18 protein-coding genes are annotated in these 22,272 nt (G+C 70.8%); 8 read left to right on the top strand and 10 right to left on the bottom strand.

The annotated features are described in order from the left end of the window. Window positions 1-59: 59 nt before the first annotated feature. The gene (locus E3328_RS01940; protein ID WP_135362942.1) at window positions 60-827 is read left to right on the top strand and encodes a Nif3-like dinuclear metal center hexameric protein; all 768 of its coding nucleotides are present in this window, start codon (window positions 60-62) and stop codon (window positions 825-827) included. A gap of 23 nt (window positions 828-850) precedes the next feature. Here the strand turns inward: E3328_RS01940 and E3328_RS01935 are convergent, their stop codons facing one another. Together E3328_RS01935 and E3328_RS01930 are read right to left on the bottom strand one after the other, a co-directional pair. Beyond that, window positions 851-3,238 carry a DUF7983 family protein gene (locus E3328_RS01935; protein ID WP_135362941.1) on the bottom strand — a complete coding sequence of 796 codons (2,388 nt, stop codon included), beginning with the start codon at window positions 3,236-3,238 and terminating at the stop codon, window positions 851-853. Between the two features lie 40 nt (window positions 3,239-3,278). Further along, a complete protein-coding gene (locus E3328_RS01930; RefSeq protein ID WP_135362940.1) occupies window positions 3,279-3,599 on the bottom strand; it encodes a tRNA-binding protein in 321 nt (106 codons plus the stop codon). Window positions 3,600-3,794: 195 nt separating this feature from the next. Between E3328_RS01930 and E3328_RS01925 the strand changes: the two genes are divergently transcribed. Next, entirely contained in the window at window positions 3,795-4,982 is a 1,188-nt protein-coding gene (locus tag E3328_RS01925; RefSeq protein WP_135362939.1) for a redox-regulated ATPase YchF, read from the top strand. A 118-nt stretch (window positions 4,983-5,100) separates the two neighbouring features. Continuing rightward, window positions 5,101-5,676: a SprT-like domain-containing protein gene (locus tag E3328_RS01920; RefSeq protein ID WP_135362938.1), complete on the top strand. Its 576-nt coding sequence runs from the start codon at window positions 5,101-5,103 to the stop codon at window positions 5,674-5,676. A 34-nt stretch (window positions 5,677-5,710) separates the two neighbouring features. On the opposite strand, the gene E3328_RS01915 is transcribed toward E3328_RS01920, so the two are convergent. Next, window positions 5,711-7,297, bottom strand: coding sequence for a succinic semialdehyde dehydrogenase (locus tag E3328_RS01915; protein WP_135362937.1), 1,587 nt, complete (start codon window positions 7,295-7,297; stop codon window positions 5,711-5,713). Between the two features lie 94 nt (window positions 7,298-7,391). On the opposite strand from E3328_RS01915, the gene E3328_RS01910 reads away from it, so the two are divergent. Next, a complete protein-coding gene (locus E3328_RS01910; protein ID WP_135362936.1) occupies window positions 7,392-8,426 on the top strand; it encodes a deoxyhypusine synthase in 1,035 nt (344 codons plus the stop codon). A gap of 182 nt (window positions 8,427-8,608) precedes the next feature. Next, complete coding sequence (locus E3328_RS01905) at window positions 8,609-10,150, top strand: phosphoenolpyruvate carboxykinase (ATP) (RefSeq protein ID WP_135362935.1); 1,542 nt, start codon at window positions 8,609-8,611, stop codon at window positions 10,148-10,150. A 57-nt stretch (window positions 10,151-10,207) separates the two neighbouring features. On the opposite strand, the gene E3328_RS21685 is transcribed toward E3328_RS01905, so the two are convergent. From E3328_RS21685 to E3328_RS01890, 4 genes are all read right to left on the bottom strand, one after another. After that, on the bottom strand, window positions 10,208-10,357 hold the full coding sequence (locus tag E3328_RS21685) for a DUF7563 family protein (RefSeq protein WP_167837271.1): 150 nt from the start codon (window positions 10,355-10,357) through the stop codon (window positions 10,208-10,210). A 220-nt stretch (window positions 10,358-10,577) separates the two neighbouring features. Next, window positions 10,578-12,467, bottom strand: a complete 1,890-nt coding sequence (locus E3328_RS01900) for an ABC transporter ATP-binding protein (RefSeq protein WP_135362934.1) — start codon at window positions 12,465-12,467, stop codon at window positions 10,578-10,580. A gap of 156 nt (window positions 12,468-12,623) precedes the next feature. Beyond that, a complete protein-coding gene (rtcA, locus tag E3328_RS01895; RefSeq protein WP_135362933.1) occupies window positions 12,624-13,667 on the bottom strand; it encodes an RNA 3'-terminal phosphate cyclase in 1,044 nt (347 codons plus the stop codon). A gap of 210 nt (window positions 13,668-13,877) precedes the next feature. Continuing rightward, entirely contained in the window at window positions 13,878-14,162 is a 285-nt protein-coding gene (locus E3328_RS01890) for a hypothetical protein (RefSeq protein ID WP_209452120.1), read from the bottom strand. A gap of 409 nt (window positions 14,163-14,571) precedes the next feature. On the opposite strand from E3328_RS01890, the gene E3328_RS01885 reads away from it, so the two are divergent. Next, on the top strand, window positions 14,572-15,042 hold the full coding sequence (locus E3328_RS01885; RefSeq protein ID WP_135362932.1) for a PIN domain-containing protein: 471 nt from the start codon (window positions 14,572-14,574) through the stop codon (window positions 15,040-15,042). An 85-nt stretch (window positions 15,043-15,127) separates the two neighbouring features. Here the strand turns inward: E3328_RS01885 and E3328_RS01880 are convergent, their stop codons facing one another. Beyond that, window positions 15,128-15,757 (bottom strand): class I SAM-dependent methyltransferase, encoded by a 630-nt coding sequence (locus E3328_RS01880; protein ID WP_135362931.1) that lies wholly within the window; start codon window positions 15,755-15,757, stop codon window positions 15,128-15,130. Between the two features lie 288 nt (window positions 15,758-16,045). Here E3328_RS01880 and E3328_RS01875 point away from each other — a divergent pair, with 288 nt between their 5' ends. Continuing rightward, on the top strand, window positions 16,046-16,240 hold the full coding sequence (locus E3328_RS01875) for a cold-shock protein (RefSeq protein ID WP_006883975.1): 195 nt from the start codon (window positions 16,046-16,048) through the stop codon (window positions 16,238-16,240). A 141-nt stretch (window positions 16,241-16,381) separates the two neighbouring features. Beyond that, window positions 16,382-17,239 carry an ion transporter gene (locus tag E3328_RS01870; protein ID WP_135362930.1) on the top strand — a complete coding sequence of 286 codons (858 nt, stop codon included), beginning with the start codon at window positions 16,382-16,384 and terminating at the stop codon, window positions 17,237-17,239. Between the two features lie 48 nt (window positions 17,240-17,287). Here the strand turns inward: E3328_RS01870 and E3328_RS01865 are convergent, their stop codons facing one another. Both E3328_RS01865 and E3328_RS01860 read right to left on the bottom strand, forming a co-directional pair. Then, the gene (locus tag E3328_RS01865; RefSeq protein ID WP_135362929.1) at window positions 17,288-17,596 is read right to left on the bottom strand and encodes a hypothetical protein; all 309 of its coding nucleotides are present in this window, start codon (window positions 17,594-17,596) and stop codon (window positions 17,288-17,290) included. Window positions 17,597-17,660: 64 nt separating this feature from the next. After that, window positions 17,661-22,193 (bottom strand): DUF7997 domain-containing protein, encoded by a 4,533-nt coding sequence (locus tag E3328_RS01860; RefSeq protein ID WP_135362928.1) that lies wholly within the window; start codon window positions 22,191-22,193, stop codon window positions 17,661-17,663. Window positions 22,194-22,272: the final 79 nt, after the last annotated feature.

The following is a 22,272-nucleotide window of genomic DNA, read 5'->3' as shown; positions in this document are numbered from 1 at the left end:
TTCCGACGCACTCGCCGGAACCCACAACGAATAGGGACACCTCACTCGAACGGGGACGCATGGACCTCTCGACAGTCTGCGAGCGCTACGACGAGCGCCTCTCCCCGGGCGACTACGCCGACGTGGACGCCAGCGCCAACGGCCTGCAGGTCGGCCCCGACGAGGCCGACGTGGAGACGGTCGCCTTCGCCGTCGACGCCGCGGGCGCGACCATCGACGCGGCGCTCGACCGCGGGGCGGATCTCCTGGTCGTCCACCACGGGGTCTCCTGGGGCGGCATCGACCGCGTCACCGGCCTCGACTACGACCGGATCGCCCCGCTGATCGAGGGCGACCTGGCGCTGTACGCGATGCACCTCCCGCTGGACGGCCACGACGAACTCGGCAACGCGGCCGGCGTCGCGGACCTGCTCGACCTCGAAGCCCGCGAGCCGTTCGGCGAGGTCGGCCCCGTCACTATCGGCCAGCGCGGCCGGGCCGCCGACCCGTTCTCGCCCGACGAACTGGCAACGTTGCTCGAATCGGAACTGGACACCGGCGGCGAGGGCGTCCAGTACTTCGACTTCGGTCCCGGAGAGATCGAGGACGTGGCCGTCGTCACCGGCGGCGGCGCCGACTGGCTGGAAGAAGCCGTCGACGCCGGCGTCGACGCGTTCGTCACGGGGGAAGGGAAACAGAAGGTGTACCACCAGGCCCGCGACGCCGGGATCAACGTCTTCCTCGGCGGCCACTACGCCACCGAGACGTTCGGCGTCCAGCAGTTGCAGGGGCTGGCCGACGACTGGGGCCTGGAGACGACCTATATCGACCACCCCACCGGGCTCTGAGTCGGTTCGGCCTCCCCGGTGTCCTACTCGGGGACGCGGTGGTCCGCCACCAGCGGGACGATCTTCTCTCTCACGACCCGCGCGTCGACCTGGCTCCAGCCGCTGACCGAGACGCCGCTGCCGAAGTTGACGGCGATCGCCTCCCCCTCGTCCGCGCCGTCGTGTGCCCGCACGAGCGGGACGATCTCCGCCTCGACCACGGATCGCTCGACCGGCGTCCAGCCGTCGATCGGCGCGCCGTCGCCCAGATACACCTTGTGTGACTCCCGGCCGGGTCGGCTCTCCGATGTCCCTCGCTCGCCGTCCGTCTCCTCGCTCTCGGACTCCTCGTCCGCCTCCGTCGATCCGAGTTCGTCCGTCGATCCGGGTCCGTCGGTCGACCCGAGTTCGACACCGCCCTCCAGGTCCAGGTCTAGGTCCCGCCGGCGGACGTACTCGCTCTCGGAGACCTCGAAGAGTTCGTCCTCGGCGACGCTGTCCCGCTCGTCGAGCACCGCCTCCACCTTCTCCGTATCGACGGTCTCGGTCGTGACGCGCTCGACCGGGACGCCGTGTTCCCGGAGCGCCGCCGCGACGGTCTCGTCGTCCCGCAGCGACCGGCGCCGGCGCTTCGCCCCGGTGACCGACCCGACCGAACCCGCGACCGTCTCGTCGGGTTCGACGCGGGAGGTCAGTTCGTCCCGGGCGGCGGTCCGCAGCTCCTCGATCTCCGACTTCGCCTTCGAGAGGACGGCGTAACTGTCCGCCAGCGCCGCCGTCTCCAGCCCCGACACGTCCGCGGACTCCATCCCCTCCAGCTCCGCGACGGTGTCCGCGAGGTCCCGGAGGAGGCGCTCGGCGCTGTCGGCGTCGAGTTCCTCGGCTCCGTCGGGTCGTTCGCGGTCCTCGTCGCTGTCGCCGGAGTCCGACCGCTCGTCGTAGACGCGCGCGCAGAACGCGCGCTCCGCGAGCAGCGACTGGACGGCCTCCCTGGACGGCTGGGCGGCACCGGGACCGGACCCCTCTAACACCGCCAGTACGGCCCGGTCTTCCAGGTCGTGTCCGGCAATCCGCTCCTCGATCGAGTCCAGCGTCGTCGACCCGGTGACCTCGAACTCGAAGGTGCTGAACGGTCGGGCGTCCAGTTCGTGGCGCGTCACCGACAGCGTCCCGTCCGTCATCGCGTACTCGTCGACCCCGCGGGCGGGCGGCTCCTCGCCGACCGTCGACTTCGAGAGGACGTGCTCGGTGCTCCCCGGGTCGGAGAGTCGAACGCCCGCCCGCTCCGCCCGGGCCGGGTCGGTCCGCTTGCCGGCGAGGACCGCCGCCGGTCGCCCCGGGACCGCGTCGGCGAGTTCCTCGACGGCATCCTCGCGGACGCTGGCGACATCGAGGTCGCCGCACGCGACCAGCAGTGTCCCGTCGTCGGCCGGTTCGCCGACCGCCGACAGGGCCTCGGCCGGCTCCGAACCCGCGCCGACGCCGACCAGCGTGACGCCGTCGCCGACCGCGACCGCCTCGCCCCCGATCGGCGTGAGCAGGTCGCTAGTCGCCAGGCTCCGCAGCACGGTGGACCGGACTTCGAGTTCCTTCGGGCCGGGGACGAGGTAGAAGGGAATCCCCGCCTCGCGGAGTCGCGCGAGTTCGGTCTGCAGGTCCGAGACCGTCTCGCGGTCGGGCGAGCCGCTCTGGAACAGCCGCCCCGTCTGGACGACGGCGTCGACGCCGTGCTCGATCGCGAGGGCTATCGCCTGTGCGAACGCGTCGAGATAGTCGGCCGTCCGGGCCGCCCGGCCCATGTTCTGCCGGCCGAGCGTCGCCTTCCCGACGTGCAACAGCGAGGCGTCCGAAGCCGGGCCGACGGATGCGGACCGCACCGTTTCGGCACCTGTCGGTACGGGTTCCGCTCCCTCGTGTTCCACATCCTCTGGCTCTCCGCCCTCGTGGGCCACGTCGTCGGGCTCCACGCCTTCGACTCGTTCCGGGTCGCTCCCCTCGGCTTCGGAGACCAGCGAGGCCGTTTCGGCGACGAACGCCTCGGTCGAGGGCAGTTCGTCGACCGAGAGGTGGTCGCGCAGGGCCGACGGCGCGACCACGTCCGCCAGCCGCTCGCGGCGCTCTTGGCCGACCCGGCAGTCCCGGAGGTGGTCGGCGGCGGCCGCGGCCTCCGCGTCGTCCATCCTGGTGATCGAGTCCGGGGCGGCGAGGTCGTCGGCGATGTCGTCGGCCGTGTTCGGCAGCCACACGTCGCCGACGACCGCGAGCGCCTTGAACAGGAACCAGGGGACGGCGTCGCCGGGACCGTACCCGAGTCCCGTCAGCAGGTCCCCGGCCTCCGGACGGAGCGAGAACGCGTACCGGCCGCTGGGGAACGACGCCTCCACCCGGAGGTCCCCGTCGGCGGCCCGACGCAACTCCGGTTGCTTCGCCATGTGTGCTCGGATACCCCCGGACCGGTACAAAAAGTTGTCCTCAGTACAGCTCGCCGCCCAGGGGTACCGACTCCTCGGGCGTCACGAGCACGGGGTTGCCGTCGTCCCCGGGGACGCCGACGGTCAGCGCCTCCGATTTGAACCCCGCGATGCGGACCGACCCCAGATCCGTCGCCGCCAGCACCTGCTGCCCCTCCAGGTCCGCGGCCTCGTGGTGGTAGCCCAGCTGGGCCGCCGACTGGCGCGTCTCGTCGCCGAAGTCGAGCCGGAGCTTGACCATCTCGGGCTTGTTCGCCTCCGGGAACGGCTCGGCGTGCTCGACCTCCGCCACCCGGATCGTCATGTCGAACGGACTCTCCATGTCGCGTCGCTCGCCCGAGACCGAGTTAACGGTTTCTCCGGTCCGCGGCCGCCCCGCCGCTGCACCGAATGTCACTGTCTCACAGTCGACGGTTGCATTGTCATCCCGTCTCACAGGGCCGGAGAGCGGCGGAGGCGGCCGATCCGACGTATCCGATTGGAAACGCTTTAGCCCGGCGCTCGGATACTGCGGGCAATGAGTTACCGGATCGGACTCGTCGGCAAGCCCTCCGTGGGCAAGTCGACGCTGTTCAACGCCGCGACGATGAACGACGTGCCGGAGGGCGCGTATCCGTTCACGACCATCGACCCGAGCGTCGGCGAGGCGTACGTCCGCGTCGACTGCGCCGCCCCGGAGTTCGACCACTCCTGTACGCCCAACACCGGCTACTGCGAGGCGGGCAAGCGGTTCGTGCCGACCAAACTGGTCGACGTGGCCGGCCTCGTCCCGGGCGCCCACGAGGGCCGCGGGCTGGGCAACCAGTTCCTCTCGGACCTCAACGAGACGGACGTGCTGGTCCACGTCGTCGACTTCTCCGGCGAGACCGACATTGAGGGCGAGGCCACCGAGGACCACGACCCCCGCGAGGACATCGACTTCCTCGAAGAAGAGCTGGACATGTGGTACCTCGACATCCTGGAGAAGGGCGTCGAGCGCTACCGCTCGGGGTATCAGGGCGAGGATCGGGATATCGAGACCGACCTCGCCGACCAGATGGACGCCTTCGGCATCAACGAGGACGAGATGAAGCAGGTGATCCTCTCGCAGGGGCTGGCGCTCGACCCCGACGAGTGGGAGGCGTCGGACCGCGAAGCCCTCGCTCGCGAGATCCGACTGCGCACGAAGCCGATGGTCGTCGCCGCGAACAAGATGGACAAACCCGCCGCCCAGGCGAACTTCGACGAGATCACCGACGAGTCGGAGTACGACCATCTCACCTTCGTCCCCGTCTCGGCCCACGCCGAGAAGGCGCTCAAGTCGGCCGACGAGCGGGGCGTCGTCGACTACCGACCCGGCGACGCCGAGTTCGAGATCGTCGGCGACCCGAGCGACGAGCAGGCGGCCGGGCTCGAACAGATCCGCGAGTTCGTGGCCGAGTACGAGGGCACTGGCGTCCAGCGGGCGCTGGAGACGGCGCTGTTCGACGTGCTCGACGCCATCGCCGTCTTCCCCGGCGCGGAGAAACCGCAGGATGACGGCACCTTCCTCCAGGACTGTTTCGTCCTCCCCGACGGCTCGACGGCCGAGGATTTCGCCTACTTCCTGCACACCGACATCGGCGAGGGGTTCCTCCACGCGACCGACGTGCGCTCCGGTCGACAAGTGGGGGCGGACACCGAACTCGACCACCGCGACGTGGTCGAGATCACGACGACGAACTGAGCGGGGTCGCCGCTTCGACCCGCTCGCGGTACCCCGCCGTTCACTCGCTTCGCCCCACCGTTCTTCGCCCCTCGCGAGCGAGCGATTCAAGACACCGCGCGTTCTCTTCGCCCACATCGTGACGGCGCCGCCGTACGACGACATCGAGACCCACGACGAACTCCTCGCGTGGTCCCGCGAGTACTGCAAGGAGGTCCGCCGCGAGCAACTGGTCGACGTGCGCTTCGACCTCGTCGAGTGGGAGGTGTCGACCCGGGCGAAACGCCGCGCCGCCGCGCTCAAGCGCCCCAAGATCCCCGGGGCGGAGGTCGGGACGCCCATCGACTGGGACAGCGCGGAGGCCGCGGGAGGCCGCGTCGCGGACGGACGCCCTTTCCCGGCGACGCTGTCGCTGACGTGGGACGCCTTCGCGGCGTTCGACCGCGAGCAGTGGGAGTCGACGCTCCGGCACGAACTCGTCCACCTCGAACAGTACCAGCGCTGCGGCACGACCGGGCACGGGCGCGCCTTCAAAGAGCGGGCACGGGAACTCGACACGGAGGTCCACTGCGAGACGTTCTCCGACCCGAAATACGTCCTCCGCTGTGCCGACTGCGACGCCCTGGTCGCCCGTCGCTACCGCGAGTGCAAACTCGTCCGTCGGGCCGAGGAGTACCGCTCGTCGTGTTGCGACGCGGCGCTCGCGGTCGAGTAGCGTATCCGGTCGCGTCGCGGGCCCGCCCGCGATATCAGTCCGCCCACGGACCGGGGAGCGAGCGGTTCCGCAGCCAGCGCAACGGGCCGAGCGACGCGGTCGCGGCGGCGGCCGCGAGCCGGTCGGGCACGGCGTCGGGGAACGCCAGCGGGTGGCCGCGCTGGGTGACGACCGTCCGGGCGTCGGTGTAGTCGCGGATCCCCTCGCGGCCGTGGCGGCGGCCGACCCCGGAGTCGCCGACGCCGCCCATCGGCGCGTCCGTCGACGCCCACATCGCCCGGTAGCCGTCGTTGACCGAGACCGTCCCGGCGTCGACGCGGCGGGCGACGCGCTCGCCCCGTTCCGGGTCGCCGGTCCAGACGCTCGCGTGGAGACCGTAGTCGATGTCGTTGGCCCGCGCGACCGCCTCGTCGACGCCGTCGACGGGGACCAGCGAGACGACCGGCCCGAACGTCTCCTGACTCGCCGCCGTGGCGTCGTCCGGGAGGCCGGTCAGCACCGTCGGCTCGTAGACCCACGGCCCCGCGTCTTCCCGCCGCTTTCCGCCGGTCTCGACGGTCGCGCCGCGCTCGCGAGCGTCCGCGACGTGAGACTCCACGGTGTCGAGCTGGCCCTCGCCGATCAGCGATCCCACGTCCGGTCCCCAGCCGAGGCCGACACCGAGGGACTGCCGTTCGGTCGCGGCGACGAACCGGTCGCGGAACGCCTCGAACAGCGAGCGGTCGACGTAGACGCGCTCGGTCGCGATACAGAGCTGGCCGGCGTTGGCGTAGCAGCCGTTGACGAGCCCGCGGACTGTCTTCGACAGGTCGGCGTCGTCGAGGACGACGGCCGGGTTCTTGCCGCCGAGTTCGAGCGAGGCGTCGATCAGGTGTTCGCCGGCCAGCGCCGCCACCTCGCGACCGACCGCCGTGCTGCCGGTGAACCGGAGGTGGTCGACCCGCGATATCAGCGGTTCGCCCAGCCGCTCGCCGTCGCCCGTGACCACCTGTACCAGCCCCTCCGGGATCCCGGCGGATTCGAGCAGTTCGACCGCCGCGAGCGCCGAGAACGGCGTCGTCTCCGCGGGCTTGAGGACGGCGCCGTTGCCGGCCAGCAGCGCGGGCAACAGATCCGAGACCGCGAGCGTGAGCGGGTAGTTCCACGGCGCGATGCAGCCGACGACGCCCACCGGCTCGGCCCGCTCCACCGCGCGCGTGAGCCCCGGGATCACGCCCGTCCGCTCGGCCGATTCGAGGTGGTCCGGCCCCTCGCGGGCGTAGTAGTCAGCCGTGGCGACGACGTCGAGGACCTCCTCCAGCGCGTCGAACCGCGCCTTCCCGGTCTCGACCTGCACGACGTCGAGCAGCTCCGAGCGGTTCGCGGTCACTGTGTCTGCGACCCGCCGGAGGACTTCGGCGCGGTCGCCGACGGGTCTAGCCGCCCAGTCGGCCTGGACCTCCCTCGCGCGGTCGACGGCCGCCGCCACGTCCTCGGCGGTGCAGGACGGGACCGAACCGACCACTTCCCCGGTGATCGGCGTCCGAACGTCGCGGTCGTCGCGGTCGCCGACCGGCGTGACGCCCGCTCGCAGACTGTGCCGACGGCCGGCTGGCAGGGCCGACTCGACCCTCGAATCCATGCCGGTAGCAAGGAGCCCACGCATTTCGGTGTTTCCCGGGAGCGACGACTCCGGATCGCGGGCTTGAAGCGCGCGGGCGGCCGACGGACGAGCGATGACCGACGAGACGCCCCGAGAGACGTTCGAGCACGACCCGATCGGCCACGCGGAGGCACGGGCGGGCATGACCGTCGGCGAGCTCGCCGACGAGTACGGGTCGGCCGGCATCGGCGCGAGCGCGCTCCACGAGGCCGTCGACGTGTACGCCGAGATGCTCGGCGACGACGAGGTGACCAACTTCTTCGGCCTCGCCGGCGCGATGGTCCCGACCGGGATGCGCCGCATCGTCGCCGACCTCATCCGGGACGGCCACATCGACGCGCTCGTCACGACCGGCGCGAACCTCACCCACGACGCCATCGAGGCCATCGGCGGCAAACACCACCACGGGCAGGTCCACGAGGACGGCAAGACCGAACGCGAGCACGACGAGCGGCTCCGCGACGAGGGCGTCGACCGCATCTACAACGTCTACCTCCCCCAGGAGCACTTCGCGCTGTTCGAGAGTCACCTCCGCGACGAGGTGTTTCCGCCGCTCGAAGCCGAGTGCGAGGCGGACGGGGCGGTCAGCATCCAGCGGTTCACCGAGGAACTCGGCCGGGCGAACGCCGAGGTCAACGAGCGCGAGGGCGTCGAGGAGGGCGCCGGCGTCGCCGCGGCCGCCCACGAGCACGACGTGCCGATATACTGCCCGGCGGTCCAGGACTCCGTGCTGGGCCTGCAGGCGTGGATGTACGCCCAGACGAGCGCGTTCACGCTTGACGCGCTGGCCGACATGACGACCATCACCGACCAGGCGTTCGACGCGGAGAAGGCCGGCGCGATGGTCGTCGGCGGGGGCGTCCCGAAGAACTACACGCTCCAGACGATGCTGGTGGCGCCCGACGCCTACGACTACGCCGTCCAGCTGACGATGGACACCCCCGAGACCGGGGGCCTGTCCGGCGCGACGCTCGACGAGGCGCGCTCGTGGGGGAAACTGGAGAAGGCGGCCCGTAACGCCTCCGTCTACGCCGACGCGACGATCACGCTCCCGCTCGTCGTCGCCGCCGCCCGCGAACGGGTCGAGTCCGACGGAGCCGACCGCTGACGAGGGCGACCCCCGACTGCCGCCTGTCGGCCGCCGACGAGTTCGGTCGGCGACCCGGTCGAATCCACCGACTAACGCGAACGATTTACTCGGTATTTAATAATTTATTCTATGGCGGTGATTAGCAAACGAACGGCGGATATGACACCTTTATCACGGACGGATGTGATCGAACGGGTACGATGTCACAACACGGGACGGCGATAGAGTCGCCGACCGCGGCGCTCGCGGACCCCCGGACAGCGGACAACGTCACCTACGACCCTTCGTTCGCGACGCTGCGCGAGTTCGCGCGCGAGAAGGAGACGACGACGGAGTACGGCTCCCCGTCGTACACGAGCGAGCACCGGTCGCGCAACGCCGACCGGACGGAGAACGCCCTCGACGCCGAGTTCGGCCCCGCCGACTACGAGCACGTCGAGCGGGTCGTCGAGGCCGCCGGCGACCGCGAGATGGTCTGTCTGGACCGCAAGCTCGGCCGCCATCCCGACAACACCTACGTCTGTCGCTACTACGTCCCGAAGGAGTTCAGCCGGATCGCGCTGACCTGGGCCAACCTCTTCGAGCCGGCGCCCGACGGCGCCGAGCCCGACTTCACGACCGTCCAGGTGCCGGACGCCGACGAGGTGGCCATCCGCGTGCTCCCCGAGGAGGGGTTCACCGCCGTCCGCGGCACCGACTACACCGGCGAGGCCAAGAAGTCGTTCCTGCGGCTGTTCATGTTCGACGCCAAGCGCCAGGGCGGCCTCGGCCTCCACGCCGGCACCAAGCGCGTCCGCCTCGAAACCGAGGACGGCGAGGCCGGAGACGCCGAGACTGACGAGGAGTCGGACCTGGAGACGGTCGGGCAGGTCTTCCTCGGCCTCTCGGGCACCGGCAAGTCGACGCTGACCGCCCACGGCCTCGGGCTGGACGAGCCCGAGGACGCGACGATGCTCCAGGACGACGTGTGCGCGCTGCGGCCCGACGGCACCGTCGCCGGCAGCGAGGGCGAGGGCCTGTTCATCAAGACCATCGGCCTCGACCGCGAGGAGCAGCCGGCCCTCTACGAGGCCGCGACCCACGAGTCGGCGGTCTTGGAGAACGTCGACGTCGACGAGGACGGGACGGTCGACTTCGACAGCGACGCCCACACCGCCAACGCCCGGGCGGTCGTCCGGCGCGAGCACCTCCCCTCGGCCGACGAGGAGATCGACCTCGAGTCGGTCGACCAGGTGTTCTTCATCACGCGGAACCCGGCGATGCCGCCGCTGGCGAAGCTCTCGCCGGAGGAGGCCGCCGCCGCGTTCATGCTCGGCGAGTCCGTCCAGACCAGCGCCGGCGACCCGTCGAGCGCGGGCGAGGCCATCCGCGTCGTCGGCACCAACCCCTTCATCATCGGCTCCGAGGGCGAGGAGGGCAACCGCTTCCGCGATCTGGTCGCCGACCTCGACGTGGACGCGTACCTCCTCAACACGGGGACCGTCGGCGACCGCGACGTCGGCGTCGACGACACGGTGACGCTCCTCCGGGAGGTCAGCCGCGGGCGCATCGAGTGGGCGGCGGACCCGACGACGGGACTGACCGTCCCCGACGCCGTCCCGGGGCTCGACGTGAGCCGCTTCGACGTGGGCGACGCGCTCGACGACGCCGACGAGCACATCGCCGACCTCCGCGAGGAGCGCCGCGACTACCTCGCCGAGTTCGACGACCTCGACGAGGAGATCCGCGCGGCCGTCTACTGACGGGCCGGCGCCGGAGAGCGGTCGGCCGTCGGCGACGGCCGGCCCGTCGACCGCCGGTCAGGCTTTCCCCGCCCGTTCCCTGGAGACTTCCGCGATCCCGCTGTTGGCCGAGCAGGTCGGACAGGCGTGGACCTCGCCGTCCTCGTCGGCGAAGACGCGTGCGAACTGTTCCGAGACGTGCGTGCCGCAGTGTGCGCAGGCTGGCATCGGTCGAGATTCCCGGACTGTCGTCCACCCGGAGACAGGTCTCGATCCGTACAAGACGGTTTTCCGACCTGGGACCCAAATTTCCCCGAACTCCGGTCGAAATCGAGCTCGAACGGGCTGTCGAAGCCGTTCGCTACTGGGGAGTTCGCCGGTTATACCCGTGACAGTCTCCTGTCAGTCCGGCCCGTAGCGCCCGAGTACCCCGACCGCGGAGACGGTGTCAGACGTCGCCGCGGGCGCGGTCGACGAACTCGTCGGGGAGGTCGTCGATCTCGCCGGCCTGGACCGCCCAGAGGTTGGCGTAGAGGCCGTCCGCCTCCAGCAGTTCCTGGTGGGTACCCCGCTCGACGACCTGGCCCTCCTCCAGCACGAGGATGGTCTCGGCGTCGGTCACCGTCGAGAGGCGGTGAGCGATGACGAAGGTCGTGCGGTCGGCGGCGAGGCGGTCGAGCGAGCGCTGGATCAGGACCTCCGTCTCGGTGTCGACGGCGGAGGTCGCCTCGTCGAGGATCAGGATGTCGGGGTCCTGCAGGACTGTGCGGGCGATAGAGATGCGCTGGCGCTGGCCGCCCGAGAGGCGGGCGCCGCGCTCGCCGACCTCCGTGTCGTAGCCGTCCGCGAGGTCGGTGATGAACTCGTGGGCCTCCGCGGCCTTCGCCGCCTCGACGATCTCGTCGCGGGACGCGTCGAACTCGCCGTAGCGGATGTTCTCGGCGACGGTCCCGTCGAAGAGGTAGGTCTCCTGGCTGACGTAGCCGATCGACTCCCGGAGGCTCCCGACGGTCACGTCGCGGATGTCGTGTCCGTCGACGCTGATGGCGCCCTCGTCCACGTCGTAGAGGCGCATCAGGAGCTTGACGGCCGTGGACTTGCCCGCGCCGGTGGGACCGACGAACGCGACCGTGTCGCCGGCGTCGGCCTCGAAGCTCACGTCCCGGAGGACGGTCTCCTCGCCGTCGTAGCCGAAGGTCACGTCGTCGTACGCCACCTCGCCGTCCACGGTGTCGAGTTCGACGGCGTCGGGCGAGTCCTCGATGCGGACGGGCGTGTCCATCAGGCCGAAGATGCGCTTGCCGGAGGCGCGGGCGTTCTCGGTCCAGTCGATGATGTTGGAGATCTGGGCGAGCGGGTCGATGAAGCGCTGGGTCATGAAGATGAAGACGACGAAGTTCCCGACGGTCAGCTCGCCCGAGAAGAAGAGCGGCGGACCCGAGAAGATCCACAGGCCGCCGACGACGAAGGTCGTGACGAACGAGAGGCCGGCGAGCAGGCGCATCCCGGGGCGGTAGACGAAGGCGATCTTCAGCACGTCGATGTTGGTGGTGTAGAAGTTCCAGGAGGCGTCCTCGACGCGCTCGGTCTCGAACTCCTCGGTGTTGGCGGTCTTGACGAGTTGCATCCCGCCGATGGAGTTCTCCAGGCGGGTGTTGAGGTCGCCGATGCTGGAGCGGACGGCGTCGTACCGGGGCGCGACCGTCCGGCTGAACCACCAGGTGAAAAGCGCCATCAGCGGGACCGCGACCAGCGTCACGACGGCGAGCTGCCAGTTGATCCACAGCAGGAGGCCGCCGATGGCCAGCACCATGACGATCAGACGGGTACCGTTCTTCAGCGCCTGGTCGAGAAACCGCTCCAGGTTGGTCGCGTCCTGGTTGAGGATGGACATGGCCTCGCCGGTCTCCTGCTCGTCGAAGAAGGCCATGTCCAGTTCCTGCATCCGCCGGAACGTGTCGACGCGGACGGCGTGCAGCGAGCGGTGGGCGAAGATGTCGCTCGTGATCCCCTGGGCCCAGGTGCAGACCGCCGTGAGGACGAACGCCCCGACGATCAGGGACACGGAGAACCAGAACTGCGCCTCGGGCTGGGTCGGGATCCACGACGCCGGCACCAGCGGCAGGTCGTAGGCGCCCGTCTCGTTGAACACCGCGTCGATGGCCGTCCCCAGCACGAGCGCGGGCACCAGCGCCGACAGCCGCGCGACGAGGTTCATCGCCACCGCGACGGCGAACCAGTGGATCCGCGGCAGGCCGTACTCCCGGAAGACCCGCCGGAGTGGCGCCTCTACCTCGTCGACCCTGTCCTGTACCGCGACTGTGGTGGCCTCGGACATTCGGTCGTGTCGCCCCTGTCGATAGACGCGCAAAAGGGTTTGCATCACGGAACTCCGATAGGTCAGATACCGGAGATTTGTTCCGGAACCGGCCGCCGGCGCTCGCCGAGTCGCCCCTCACGCCGAATCGTCTCGCCGGGCGCGGTATACTGTCAGCTACCGATCAGCGACGAGCACGGGCGCCGGTCCGGACCGGTCGACGCCGACCGGCCGGTCGAACGTCGCCAGTACCTCCCGGCAGGTGGCGACGTGGTCGGAGATCCCCGGGACCGCGACGCGGCCGCCCGCGAGCGCGAGGAAGCCGAGCAGCTGGTCGGCCATGTGGGGGTCCACGGCGGCGCCGCTCCCGCGGAAGCGTCGGACCTGGTCGGTCGCCTCGGAGGCGACCGTCTCGGACCGCTTGTCCGGGGCGCCGTAGGCGTCGAAGCCGGCCAGCGGCCGCCCCCTCCCACTGGCATCGTCCGCGACGGGAGCGCCGTCCAACCGGACGACCAGGACCGAGCCGGGGCTGTCGCTGGCGACGGAGGCCGTCCGGTGTTCGACGGGTTCGACCCCGAGGTCGGCGAGCGCGTCGGTCGCGGCGTCGGCCTGGCGGTCGGCCACCTCGGCGTCGGCCAGGTCCGCCGCGGCCTTCGAGTAGACACGGGCCGCGGTCGGCTCCAGCGGCGCGTCGAGGTCGAGCGGTGACAGCTCCGACGGCCAGAGGCGCAGCGTCGCGCGGCCGCCGCCGGCCGGGTAGAAGCCCGTCCGGTCGAGTTCGACGGCGGCCGCGAGCCCGAACTGACGGAGGAGGGGGAGCTTGACGGCGCGGTAGTAGGCCATCGGCGGCGACCACGTCACGTCGGTCCCGCCGGTCGCGGTGACCGACAGCGGCTCGTCGATAGCGGTCGCCAGCGGCAGCAGGGTGTCGAACAGCAACGTCACGCTCCCGGCGGTCCCGATGTCGGTTCCGTAGTGGCCCCCGGCGACCTCGCCGGGCTCGAAGGTGACCGTCTCCGAGCCCAGTTCGGCGCCCGCGACCTCGGCGTCGGCGACCGCCGCGGCCGTCTCGACCGCGGCGAGGTGCTGGGCCTTCAGTCCGGGCTCCGAGCGGTTCCCGCGCACGTCGTCGATCTCGACGGGCTCGCCGTCGAGCATCGACAGCGTCAGCGCGCTCCGGAGCAACTGGCCGCCGCCGTCGCTCCCGTCGACCTCCAGCATACGCGGGGGTAGCTCCGCCCCCCGCTTAGCTCTCCCGGTGGGGTGGCGCGGTCTCACGGACCGCAAGGCGGCGTCGGGCGACGTGCCGCCGCTCGACCGATCCCCGTCGCTCGGCGGCGACGAACTGGGAGAGAGCACCGGCCCTCGGAAGCCTGACAGTACCGCGGGACCGGTGGGATGTCGATACGGGGTCGCTACGCTGCGGGGTCGTTACTCCGTTCGGCTCTGGACCATCCGCTCGACGCGGCCGACGAGGGTGTCGCGGCCGGTCGCACGCTCGACCATGTCGCTCATCTTCGTCTGCTCGAAGTAGCTCGCGAACGCGAGGATCGTCGGCGGCCACAGGCCCACGAAGATGCCCTGTTCCTTGTCGCCCTTCGCGTAGAAGAAGAACCACGACAGGGCGACCGACCCCGCCGCGAGGATTACCGCCGGATCGGTTCCGGTGTCTTCCGCTGCTCGCATCGCTTCCTGCTGTTGGCCTTGTGTTTCCATGCACGCACCCTTGCGGCGGCACGGGCTTAGTTAGCCGCCGGGTAGCCGACGAAACCGGTCGTTATCGCGTCCGAGGCCGCGACAACCCGAGGTTACGCCCGGAAACGCGCCGTTACTCGCCGACGGCGTGGTCGGCGCGTCGTCGTCCGCGGTGGAAACCGACTTGCCGGACGGCCGCGTAGGCTCGGCCGGCCGATGACGACTCGCGACTCCGAGCCGGCCTGACGACCCGGCCGTGACGACCCCTATGAGTGCCGAGGCCACTATTCTGAGGGGAGACGGCGTTTCCGAGGGCATCTAGTCACGGCCACAGGAGACGGAAGCCCTGGTCAGATCTATGCCGGGCAGGCGGACACGGATTAAAGAACGGTGCCGAGCAATCGGAAGACGTCGGCTGGGGCCTGAACGCGTGACGCTCGCGGCCGTTTCGGACGCGAGACCGCTCATCCATCTCGCCGAAATCGATTCGCTCGAACTGCTCGCGACCTTTGACACACTCCTTGTTCCAGAGACTGTCTACGAAGAGGTTGACGCCGGCGGCGTTCCGGACGGGTTGGGCAACCTCTCGTACGAACTCGTCGAAGCCGACGAGAGCCGAGTCGGAACCGAAGAACTGGACGCCGGAGAGCGCGCCGCGATTGCGGTCGCTGAACAGCGGGGAGCCGTTCTCCTGACCGACGACCTCGCCGCCCGAGAGACGGCATCCGACGCGGGCGTCGAGGTACGCGGTGCTATCGGCGTCATCGCGCTCGGGTACGGTCGCGGATCGCTCGACAGAGACGAAGCGGCACCGAAGATGCGAGCACTCCAGCGTGAGACGAGTCTCTTCGTGACCGAGGCGGTCGTGGAGCGCGGCATCCAGATGCCGGACGAGCAGTAACGGAACGGGTGAGCTCTACGAGCGCGCTGAATCCTTCCAGGGAGATTGCGAGTCGCGACTCCGAGGCCAGCTTCTGACCGACCGCTCACCGGGCGCGGAACGCCCGAACGGTGTCCCGGTTCACGTCCCGGCGGTCGACCTGTTCGAGACCGAGACCGCCGAAGATCTCGCCCCAGTCGCGGTAGTACAGCGGGAACTCGTCGCGGACGAAGTTCACGTCGGGGTCCTCGTCGCGTTCCACGCGCTCGGCGTCTTCGGCGTCGTCCTCGATCTCGGCGGTGACGAGCAGGTCGCCGGTGACCCGCGCGATCTCCGCGAACACCCACTCGGCGTCGGGGTGGACGTGCTGGAGCGTCTCGACGGAGTAGACGGCGTCGAAGGCGCCGTCGTCGAAGTCGCCGACCACGTCCTCGATGGCGTCGGCGTGGAAGGTGCCGGTCTCCCACAGGTCGGGGTAGTGGTCGGCCATCACGTCGAAGGCCTCGTCGTTGAGTTCGACCCCCGAGAGGTCGGTGAAGCCGTCGTCGAACAGGTGCGAGAGGTGGCGCCCGGAACTGCAGCCCAGCTCCAGCACGGCCGCGTCGCGCCCGACGCGGTCGCGCAGGATCTCGCGGACCGACTCGCTCGTCTCGTCGGGGCCGTAGTGGGCGTAGTACGCCGGCGAGTACTCGCCGGAGCGGTCGGCCCACTGGCGCCGAACGTCGTGAGAATCCACAGTGGGACGACGAGTGGCGGACGTATAGTCCCGTCGGGCTCGGCCGGACCGACGCGACGGCGGCGGCCGCCCGGGGCGACGGCCGCCGCCCACGCCGACAGCGAGAACTGTCGATCCCGCCGAAGCCCGTCCCCGACCTGCCGGATCGAGCATCGATCCGGGAGAAAGTGCTCGTTCTGGACGTTCGGGTTCCCAAACCGGATATAGAATACGTTCGTTTTCTAATTCGGCCATTATCCACACAGATACGGAATACTTAACCGTATACCGGGCCTCCGTCTATTCGCAATGGCAAACGGCAAGGTCGACTTCTTCAACGACACTGGCGGTTACGGTTTCATCGACACCGAGGACTCTGACGACGACGTATTCTTCCACATGGAGGACGTTGGCGGCGAGGATCTGACGGAAGGGACCGAGATAGACTTCGAGATCGAGGACGCCCCCAAGGGCCCGCGCGCGACGAACGTCGTCCGCGCGTAGTTCGGTTCGCACTGTCGCCTGACGGCGACCGAACGCACCGCGTTTCTACGGACGACTACTCGGCGAGCGGCGGGCCCGGAGGCGGTCCGGTCCCCACCGCGGAGCGGTGTGTTTCTTTATCGGTCGGCCGCTCGAAGGAGTATGAGCAACGTCGGCGCCGACTCACCGGACGATCCCGGTCCGCCGGACGACGCTCGCGAGCGGGTGCGGTTCTACCTGCTCGACCACCGGACTCCGCTGGGGAAGGCCATCGACATCGGGCTGCTCGCCCTGAATCTGGTGTTCGTCGCCGTGTTCGTCGCCCAGACCTACCCGCTGGACCCGGCGCGGCGGGCCCGGCTCTGGGACCTGGAGGTCGCGATCGCCGCGGTCTTCGCGGCCGAGTACGTCCTGCGGCTCTACGGCGCCCGCGACCGGCTGTCCGAGGCGACCGACCCCTACACGGTCGTCGACCTGCTGTCGGTGCTCCCGACCGTCCTGGTGGTGTTTTTCCCCGTCTCGGCCGTCGCGCTGAACGCCGGGTTCCTGCGGGTGCTCCGGGTCGTCCGCGTCCTGCGGTTCTACCGGTTCACTCAGGACGAGGAGTTCTTCTTCGGCACGATCTCCGGCGGGGCGCTCCGGGCGATGAAACTCCTGCTGACGGTGCTGGTCGTCCTGTTCGTCTCCGCGGGACTGTTCTACAGCGCCGAGGTCCGCGCGAACCCCGAGGTCCGGCACTTCGGCGACGCCTTCTACTACGTGGTGATCACCCTGTCGACGACGGGGTTCGGCGACATCGTTCCCGTGACGCGGGCGGGACGGTGGGTGACCGTCGCCAGCATCCTCGCGGCGATCATCCTCATTCCCTGGCAGGCGAGCAAGATCGTCCGCGCCTGGACCAGCGACGACGAGGTGCCGGTCACCTGCCCGAACTGCGGGCTCACCGGCCACGACCCCGACGCCTCCCACTGCAAGGCCTGCGGCCACGTCATCTACCAGGAGTACGACTCCCCCGAGTGACCCGGCCGGAACCAATGGCGGTCGGACGGAGCGGCCGTCGCCGGCAGTTCACTCCCCGCCGGTCTCGTGGGCCGCCCGCATATGCTCGCGTGCCTCCTCGGGGGTCATCCCGCGGACGCCACAGGTACAGGAGCGCAGCTCCGGGTCGGTCAGCTCGTCGACCTGTTCGACCGCGTCGCGCTCCAGACTGTCCGTCTCCGGGTCGTACTCGAAGGTGACACGGTGGTTGACCTGAGTGACGCCCTCGATCCGGTGGGCCTCGTCGGGGTCGGGGTTCGCGATGGCCTCGGCGTGTTCGGCCCCCATCGCCTCCTTCCACTCGTCGAGGGTCGCCTCCGGGTCGCGCTCGTCGCTCATGGTACGACGAGGACGCGGCCCGGGGAAAAGTCCGGCGGGCCGAGACGACTCGGGTCGCGGGCCGCTACAGCTGCAGTCGGCGGACGGTCGTGCCCGACGACTCCACGTCGGCGGCGCCGGCGGCGACGATCACCTGGTTCTCGCCGCGCTCGATGTCGACGGTCGCCTCGAACTCGGTGCCGTCGGGTTCGAGGGCGGCGCTGTCGACGGGCGTCTTGACGGCGACGCGCTCGCCGGTCGTCTCGCCGGAGACGACCAGCTGGTCCCCGCGGAACTCCGTGTCGACCCGGAGCGCGGGGCTGCGGTCGGGCTCGTGGAGCCGCTCGTCGCGGTAGCGTTCGCGGACGACGGCGGGCGTCTCGACCGGTTCGCCGGCGCTGATCCCGTGGGCGAGCCGGACGTACTGGGCCATCGACCACGCCAGCGGCGTCGCCGAGCCGGTCCCCTCGCCGAACTCCCAGTCGTAGTCGGTGGCGTGCTCGCGGTCCCACACCTGCTCGGCGATCATCCGCCCGGAGTTGGCGAACTCCTGCATCGTCCGCAGGCAGTCCTCCGGCGGGAGGTCGGGGTCGTCCAGCTGCAGCTCGTACTCGCCGCGCTCGCCGGTCAGCAGCGGCCACAGCCGGCCCTTGCCCTTGTGTTCGACCGACCACGGGCCGCCCACGTCGCCGCGCTCGCGCTCGCCGTAGCCGTCGCCGTTGTACCGGTAGAAGCCGGCCGCGGAGCCGGCGTCGACCCTGATGGTGTCGTCGACCTCGGCGACGGAGTTGCGGACCACTTCGTCGTCGGGGGGTTTGATGCCGAGTCGCACGAGGTCGAGGAAGCCGGCGTCGATGATGTCCCGCTCGTCTAGCGTCGGGCCGGCGTTGGCGAGCGTCCGGAGGTGGCCGGCCTCGGGGTCGCCGTCGCGGGTCACGCGGACGTAGTAGGGGGTCTCGTCGTGGCGTTCGGTCCCCGTCTCGGTGGCCGTCCAGTCCTCGACGTTGTTGACCCACTGGTCGGCCAGCGCCGTCCAGACGAGCGCGTCGGCCTCGTGGCCGGCCTCGACCGCGAGCTTGCCCGCGCAGGTCAGCCCCGCGATCTCGGCGGCGATCGACGAGGGGGAGTAGCCCGACTCCTCCTCCCAGCGCTCCTGGGCGCTCTCGGGGCCGTTGCGGGCGACGTAGTCGGCCGACCGGCGGACGTGCTCGTAGTCGTAGTCCACGTCCGAGAAGTCGAGACCCCGCTCGGCGAGGTGGTAGGCCATCACCGACGGGAAGGAGATGTTGTCCATCTGCTCGCCGCCCCAGCGGGTGATGCCGTTGACGTAGGTGTTCTGCGGGATGAACCCGTCCTCGTCCTGCTGGTACTCGTAGATGTAGGCCAGCTGGGCGGCGGCCACGTCGAGCTCGCCGACCGCCTCGAAGACGGTGAACACCTGGTACAGGTCCCGGGACCAGACGAAGTTGTAGCCGTAGCCCTTCGGCTCGTCGGCGGAGACGGCCTCGCCCCACGGGACCGACGGCGAGGCGATGGAGGCGCCGGTGTAAGTCTTGTCCTCGACGGCGTACAGCGTCATCAGCGCGGTCCGGTACTGGGCCGCCAGATCGCGGTCGTCGGCGACCGCGTCGGGCAGCGAGCGGTCGCCGAGGAACTCGGTCCAGGTGTCGGCGTACTCGGCGCTGACCGTCTCGAACCCGCGGTCGAGCGCGCCGTCGGCTTCACCGAGCGCGGCGGCGGTGTCGGCGGCGCGGGCGAACCCCAGCGCCAGCTCCGCGTCGACGGCGTCGCCGGTGCCCAGCCGGCCGACGAGGACGACGCTCTCGTTGTCGACGGCGTCGCGCGGTTCGGGGAGGGCGCCGTCGGTGAACAGCGCGCGCAGCGGCTCGCTGCCGGCCGCGCCGACGGTCGCCCACTCGAAGCGGTCGCGGGCGGCCATCGCCATCGCGACGGAGTAGCCCTCGCCGTCCTCGTCGACGAGCAGCGGGTCCGCCGTGTCGCCGGTGTAGGCCGTCGGGTCGCGGGCGACGAGGTGGTGGCCGCCGGGCTCGCCCAGCCGCAGGCCGCGGTCGGCCCGCGCGCTGTTGACCAGCGCCGTGTCCGCGACGGCGAACACCTCGTAGTCGTTGCCGTCGGCCGCCGAAAAGTCCACGTCGGCAAGCACCGCGTCGTGGTCGGGGTCGGTGGCGTACTCGACGGTCAGCTCCCACTCGTGGCCGCGGCCGTCGCCCGCCTCCGTGAAGACGTGTCGGAACAGCAGCGCGTCGTCGGCGACCGGCTCGACCCGCCGCTCGACGGTGTCGTCGCTGACGCGGGACTCGTTGTGGGTCCGGATCGTGTACTCGTCGTCGTCGCGGTCGGAGACGAGGAAGTCGAGCGTGCGGAGGTTCATCAGGTCGACCTGCGGGAACCGCACCTCCGTCATCGCGCCCTCGGTGAGCGTGAACCAGACCCGCGAGGGGTCGGCCGCGTCGTGGTCGGCGGCGGTGCCGACGCCGTACTTCTCGCCGGTCGTCCACCGCATCCGGTCGGTCGGTCCCTCGATGTCCGAGGTGCGCGCGGGCAGCGCCGCCTGGGCGTCGAGGAGGGCGGTCGCGCGCAGCCGGAGCGCGTGCGACCAGCCCAGCGGCGCCGCGCAGTCGAGGTCGCCGTCGTCGAACGCCTGCTCGGCGAGATACCCGGCGTCGGTCGTCAGCGGGCCGTCGGCGCCGAGCAGTTCGTACAGGTCCGCGGCGCGGTCGAGGTAGGCGTCGCCCCCCCGGCCGCGCTCGTTGAGGAGGACGCCCACCTCGGCGGCGGCGACGGCGCCCATCGCCGTCGTGGCCGACCAGACCTTCTCGCGGTCCTGCTCGGCGGTCCGCCAGTCGTCGCCCTCGTAGCGGACCAGCCCCGCGAGTTCGCTCCCGGGCGGGTTTCGGAAGAGGCCGTCGAGCGTCGTCGCCACGTGGTCGGCCACCCGCTCCAGGCGGTCGTCGGAAAGCGTCGCCTCGGGGACGGCGTCGTAGGCGGCGACCGCCTCGGCGAGCGCGAGCGTCGCCGCGTCGAGCCGGCGGTCGGGCTCGCCGCCGGCCAGCCGCATCGGGTAGGCGCCCCGCTCGGCGTCGTACACGTCGTCTAGCCCGTCGAGCACCGCCTCGGCGGTCGCCAGCGCCCGCTCGCTCAGCTGGCGGTCGACGGGCGCCCGCGCGACCGCCGCGAACGCCTGGACGTACGTGGCCGCAGTGTGGGTGAACCGCCCGGTGGCGTCCTCCCAGACGTTCTGGCAGGGCTCGGGCAGGCCGTCCTCGTCGACGGTCCGGGCGAGCGCGTCGACCGCCTCGGCGACTGTCTCGCGGATGGAGACGGTCAGGTCGTCGTCGAGATCGCGGCGGCGCTCGCGCAAGAGCGTCGCGAGGAAGGCCGTCACGGAGGCCGTCTGGTCGGCCTGGTACTCGACGGCGTCGTCGCTGCGCTCGACGGTCGCGTTGGCCCACCCGGGCGCGAGCGAGCCGTCGCTCGCCCACACGCGGTGGGGCCAGGTGCCGTCGAGCAGTTGCGCCTCGCAGTGGAAGCGAGCGGCCCGGTCGACGAGATCGGCGACCGGCAGGTCGAGGGAGTCGCCCGCCGCGAGGACGTGGCGGGCGAGTTCGGCGTCGTCGCGGAACCAGACGTAGCCGTAGCCGCCGGAGTTGGCGTGGAACGGGTCGAACTCGGGGGCGGCGACCCGCGCGCCGGCCGCCCCTTCGAGCAGGTCGGCCACCCGGAGGTCCGCCCGCACGAGGTCCGACCGGGGCGTCGACTCGGGCACGTCGACGGCCGTCCGCTCGCGGGCCGCGGCGCGGAGCTCGTCGGCGCTCGCGTGGTCTGCCGCGCAGGCCCGCAGGTCGGCCAGCGCCGTCCCGCGGTCGATCTCGCGGTGGTCCGACAGCTGGGAGACCAGCGTCGTTCGGTTGCTGCGGCCCTCGCGTTCGAGCGGCGCGGTAACCACGAAATCGCCGGTCATCCGCGTCTGGTCGTGGGCGCGCTCGCCCTCGCCGCGCGGGAAGTCGACCGGCTCGTCGTCGAGGATCTCCGCGAACCGCTCGGGCCGCTGGCCGTGGATCCCGTCGAGCCCGGTCGACGCGGTCAGGTAGTCGTGTTCCGTCCGGTGGAAGACCTCCAGGGCGTCCGCGCCCGCGGGGCCGCCCTCGTCGTGGACCAGGGCGCCGACCCCGGCCTCCTCGCCCTCGGGCGCCAGCGTGAGGAAGGCGACGAGGCGGGCGTCCTGCGGGACCGCGCCCCTGAGTTCGACGTGGGTGACGTGGGCCCGGCCGAGCGTCAGGTCGTACTGGTGGACGGTGAACGAGCCGGCGTCGTACTCGGTCTCGACGAGGCGCGTGTCGCGGTAGTAGTGCTGGCGGATCGTCTCCAGGTCGGCGAACCAGCGAGTGCCACGGTCGGTCCGGACCCCCAGCTTCGAGCGGTCGATCCCGTGCAACCCCGAGAGCGGCGCGGAGTAGTCGCGCAGCGACCCGTTCGGGTCCACGTGGACCAGCCGGTCGCCGTGGCCCGAGAAGGCGCCGTCGACCGTCCTCGTCTCCTCCGGGAAGCGCCCGCCGCGCGAACGCTTGTACTCGTCGAGCGCCGTCGTCAGCCGCATACCGTCACCACGCCCGTTCCGCATATAAATCCCGCCTCGGGCGCAGGCGTTGCCACGCGTTCACGGGGCGCACGGATCG

It is taken from the genome of Halosimplex halophilum (assembly GCF_004698125.1).
GTDB classification, from domain to species: domain Archaea; phylum Halobacteriota; class Halobacteria; order Halobacteriales; family Haloarculaceae; genus Halosimplex; species Halosimplex halophilum.
Note: the sequence above shows the minus strand (reverse complement) of the source record. Positions and strands in the feature narration are given on the sequence as shown.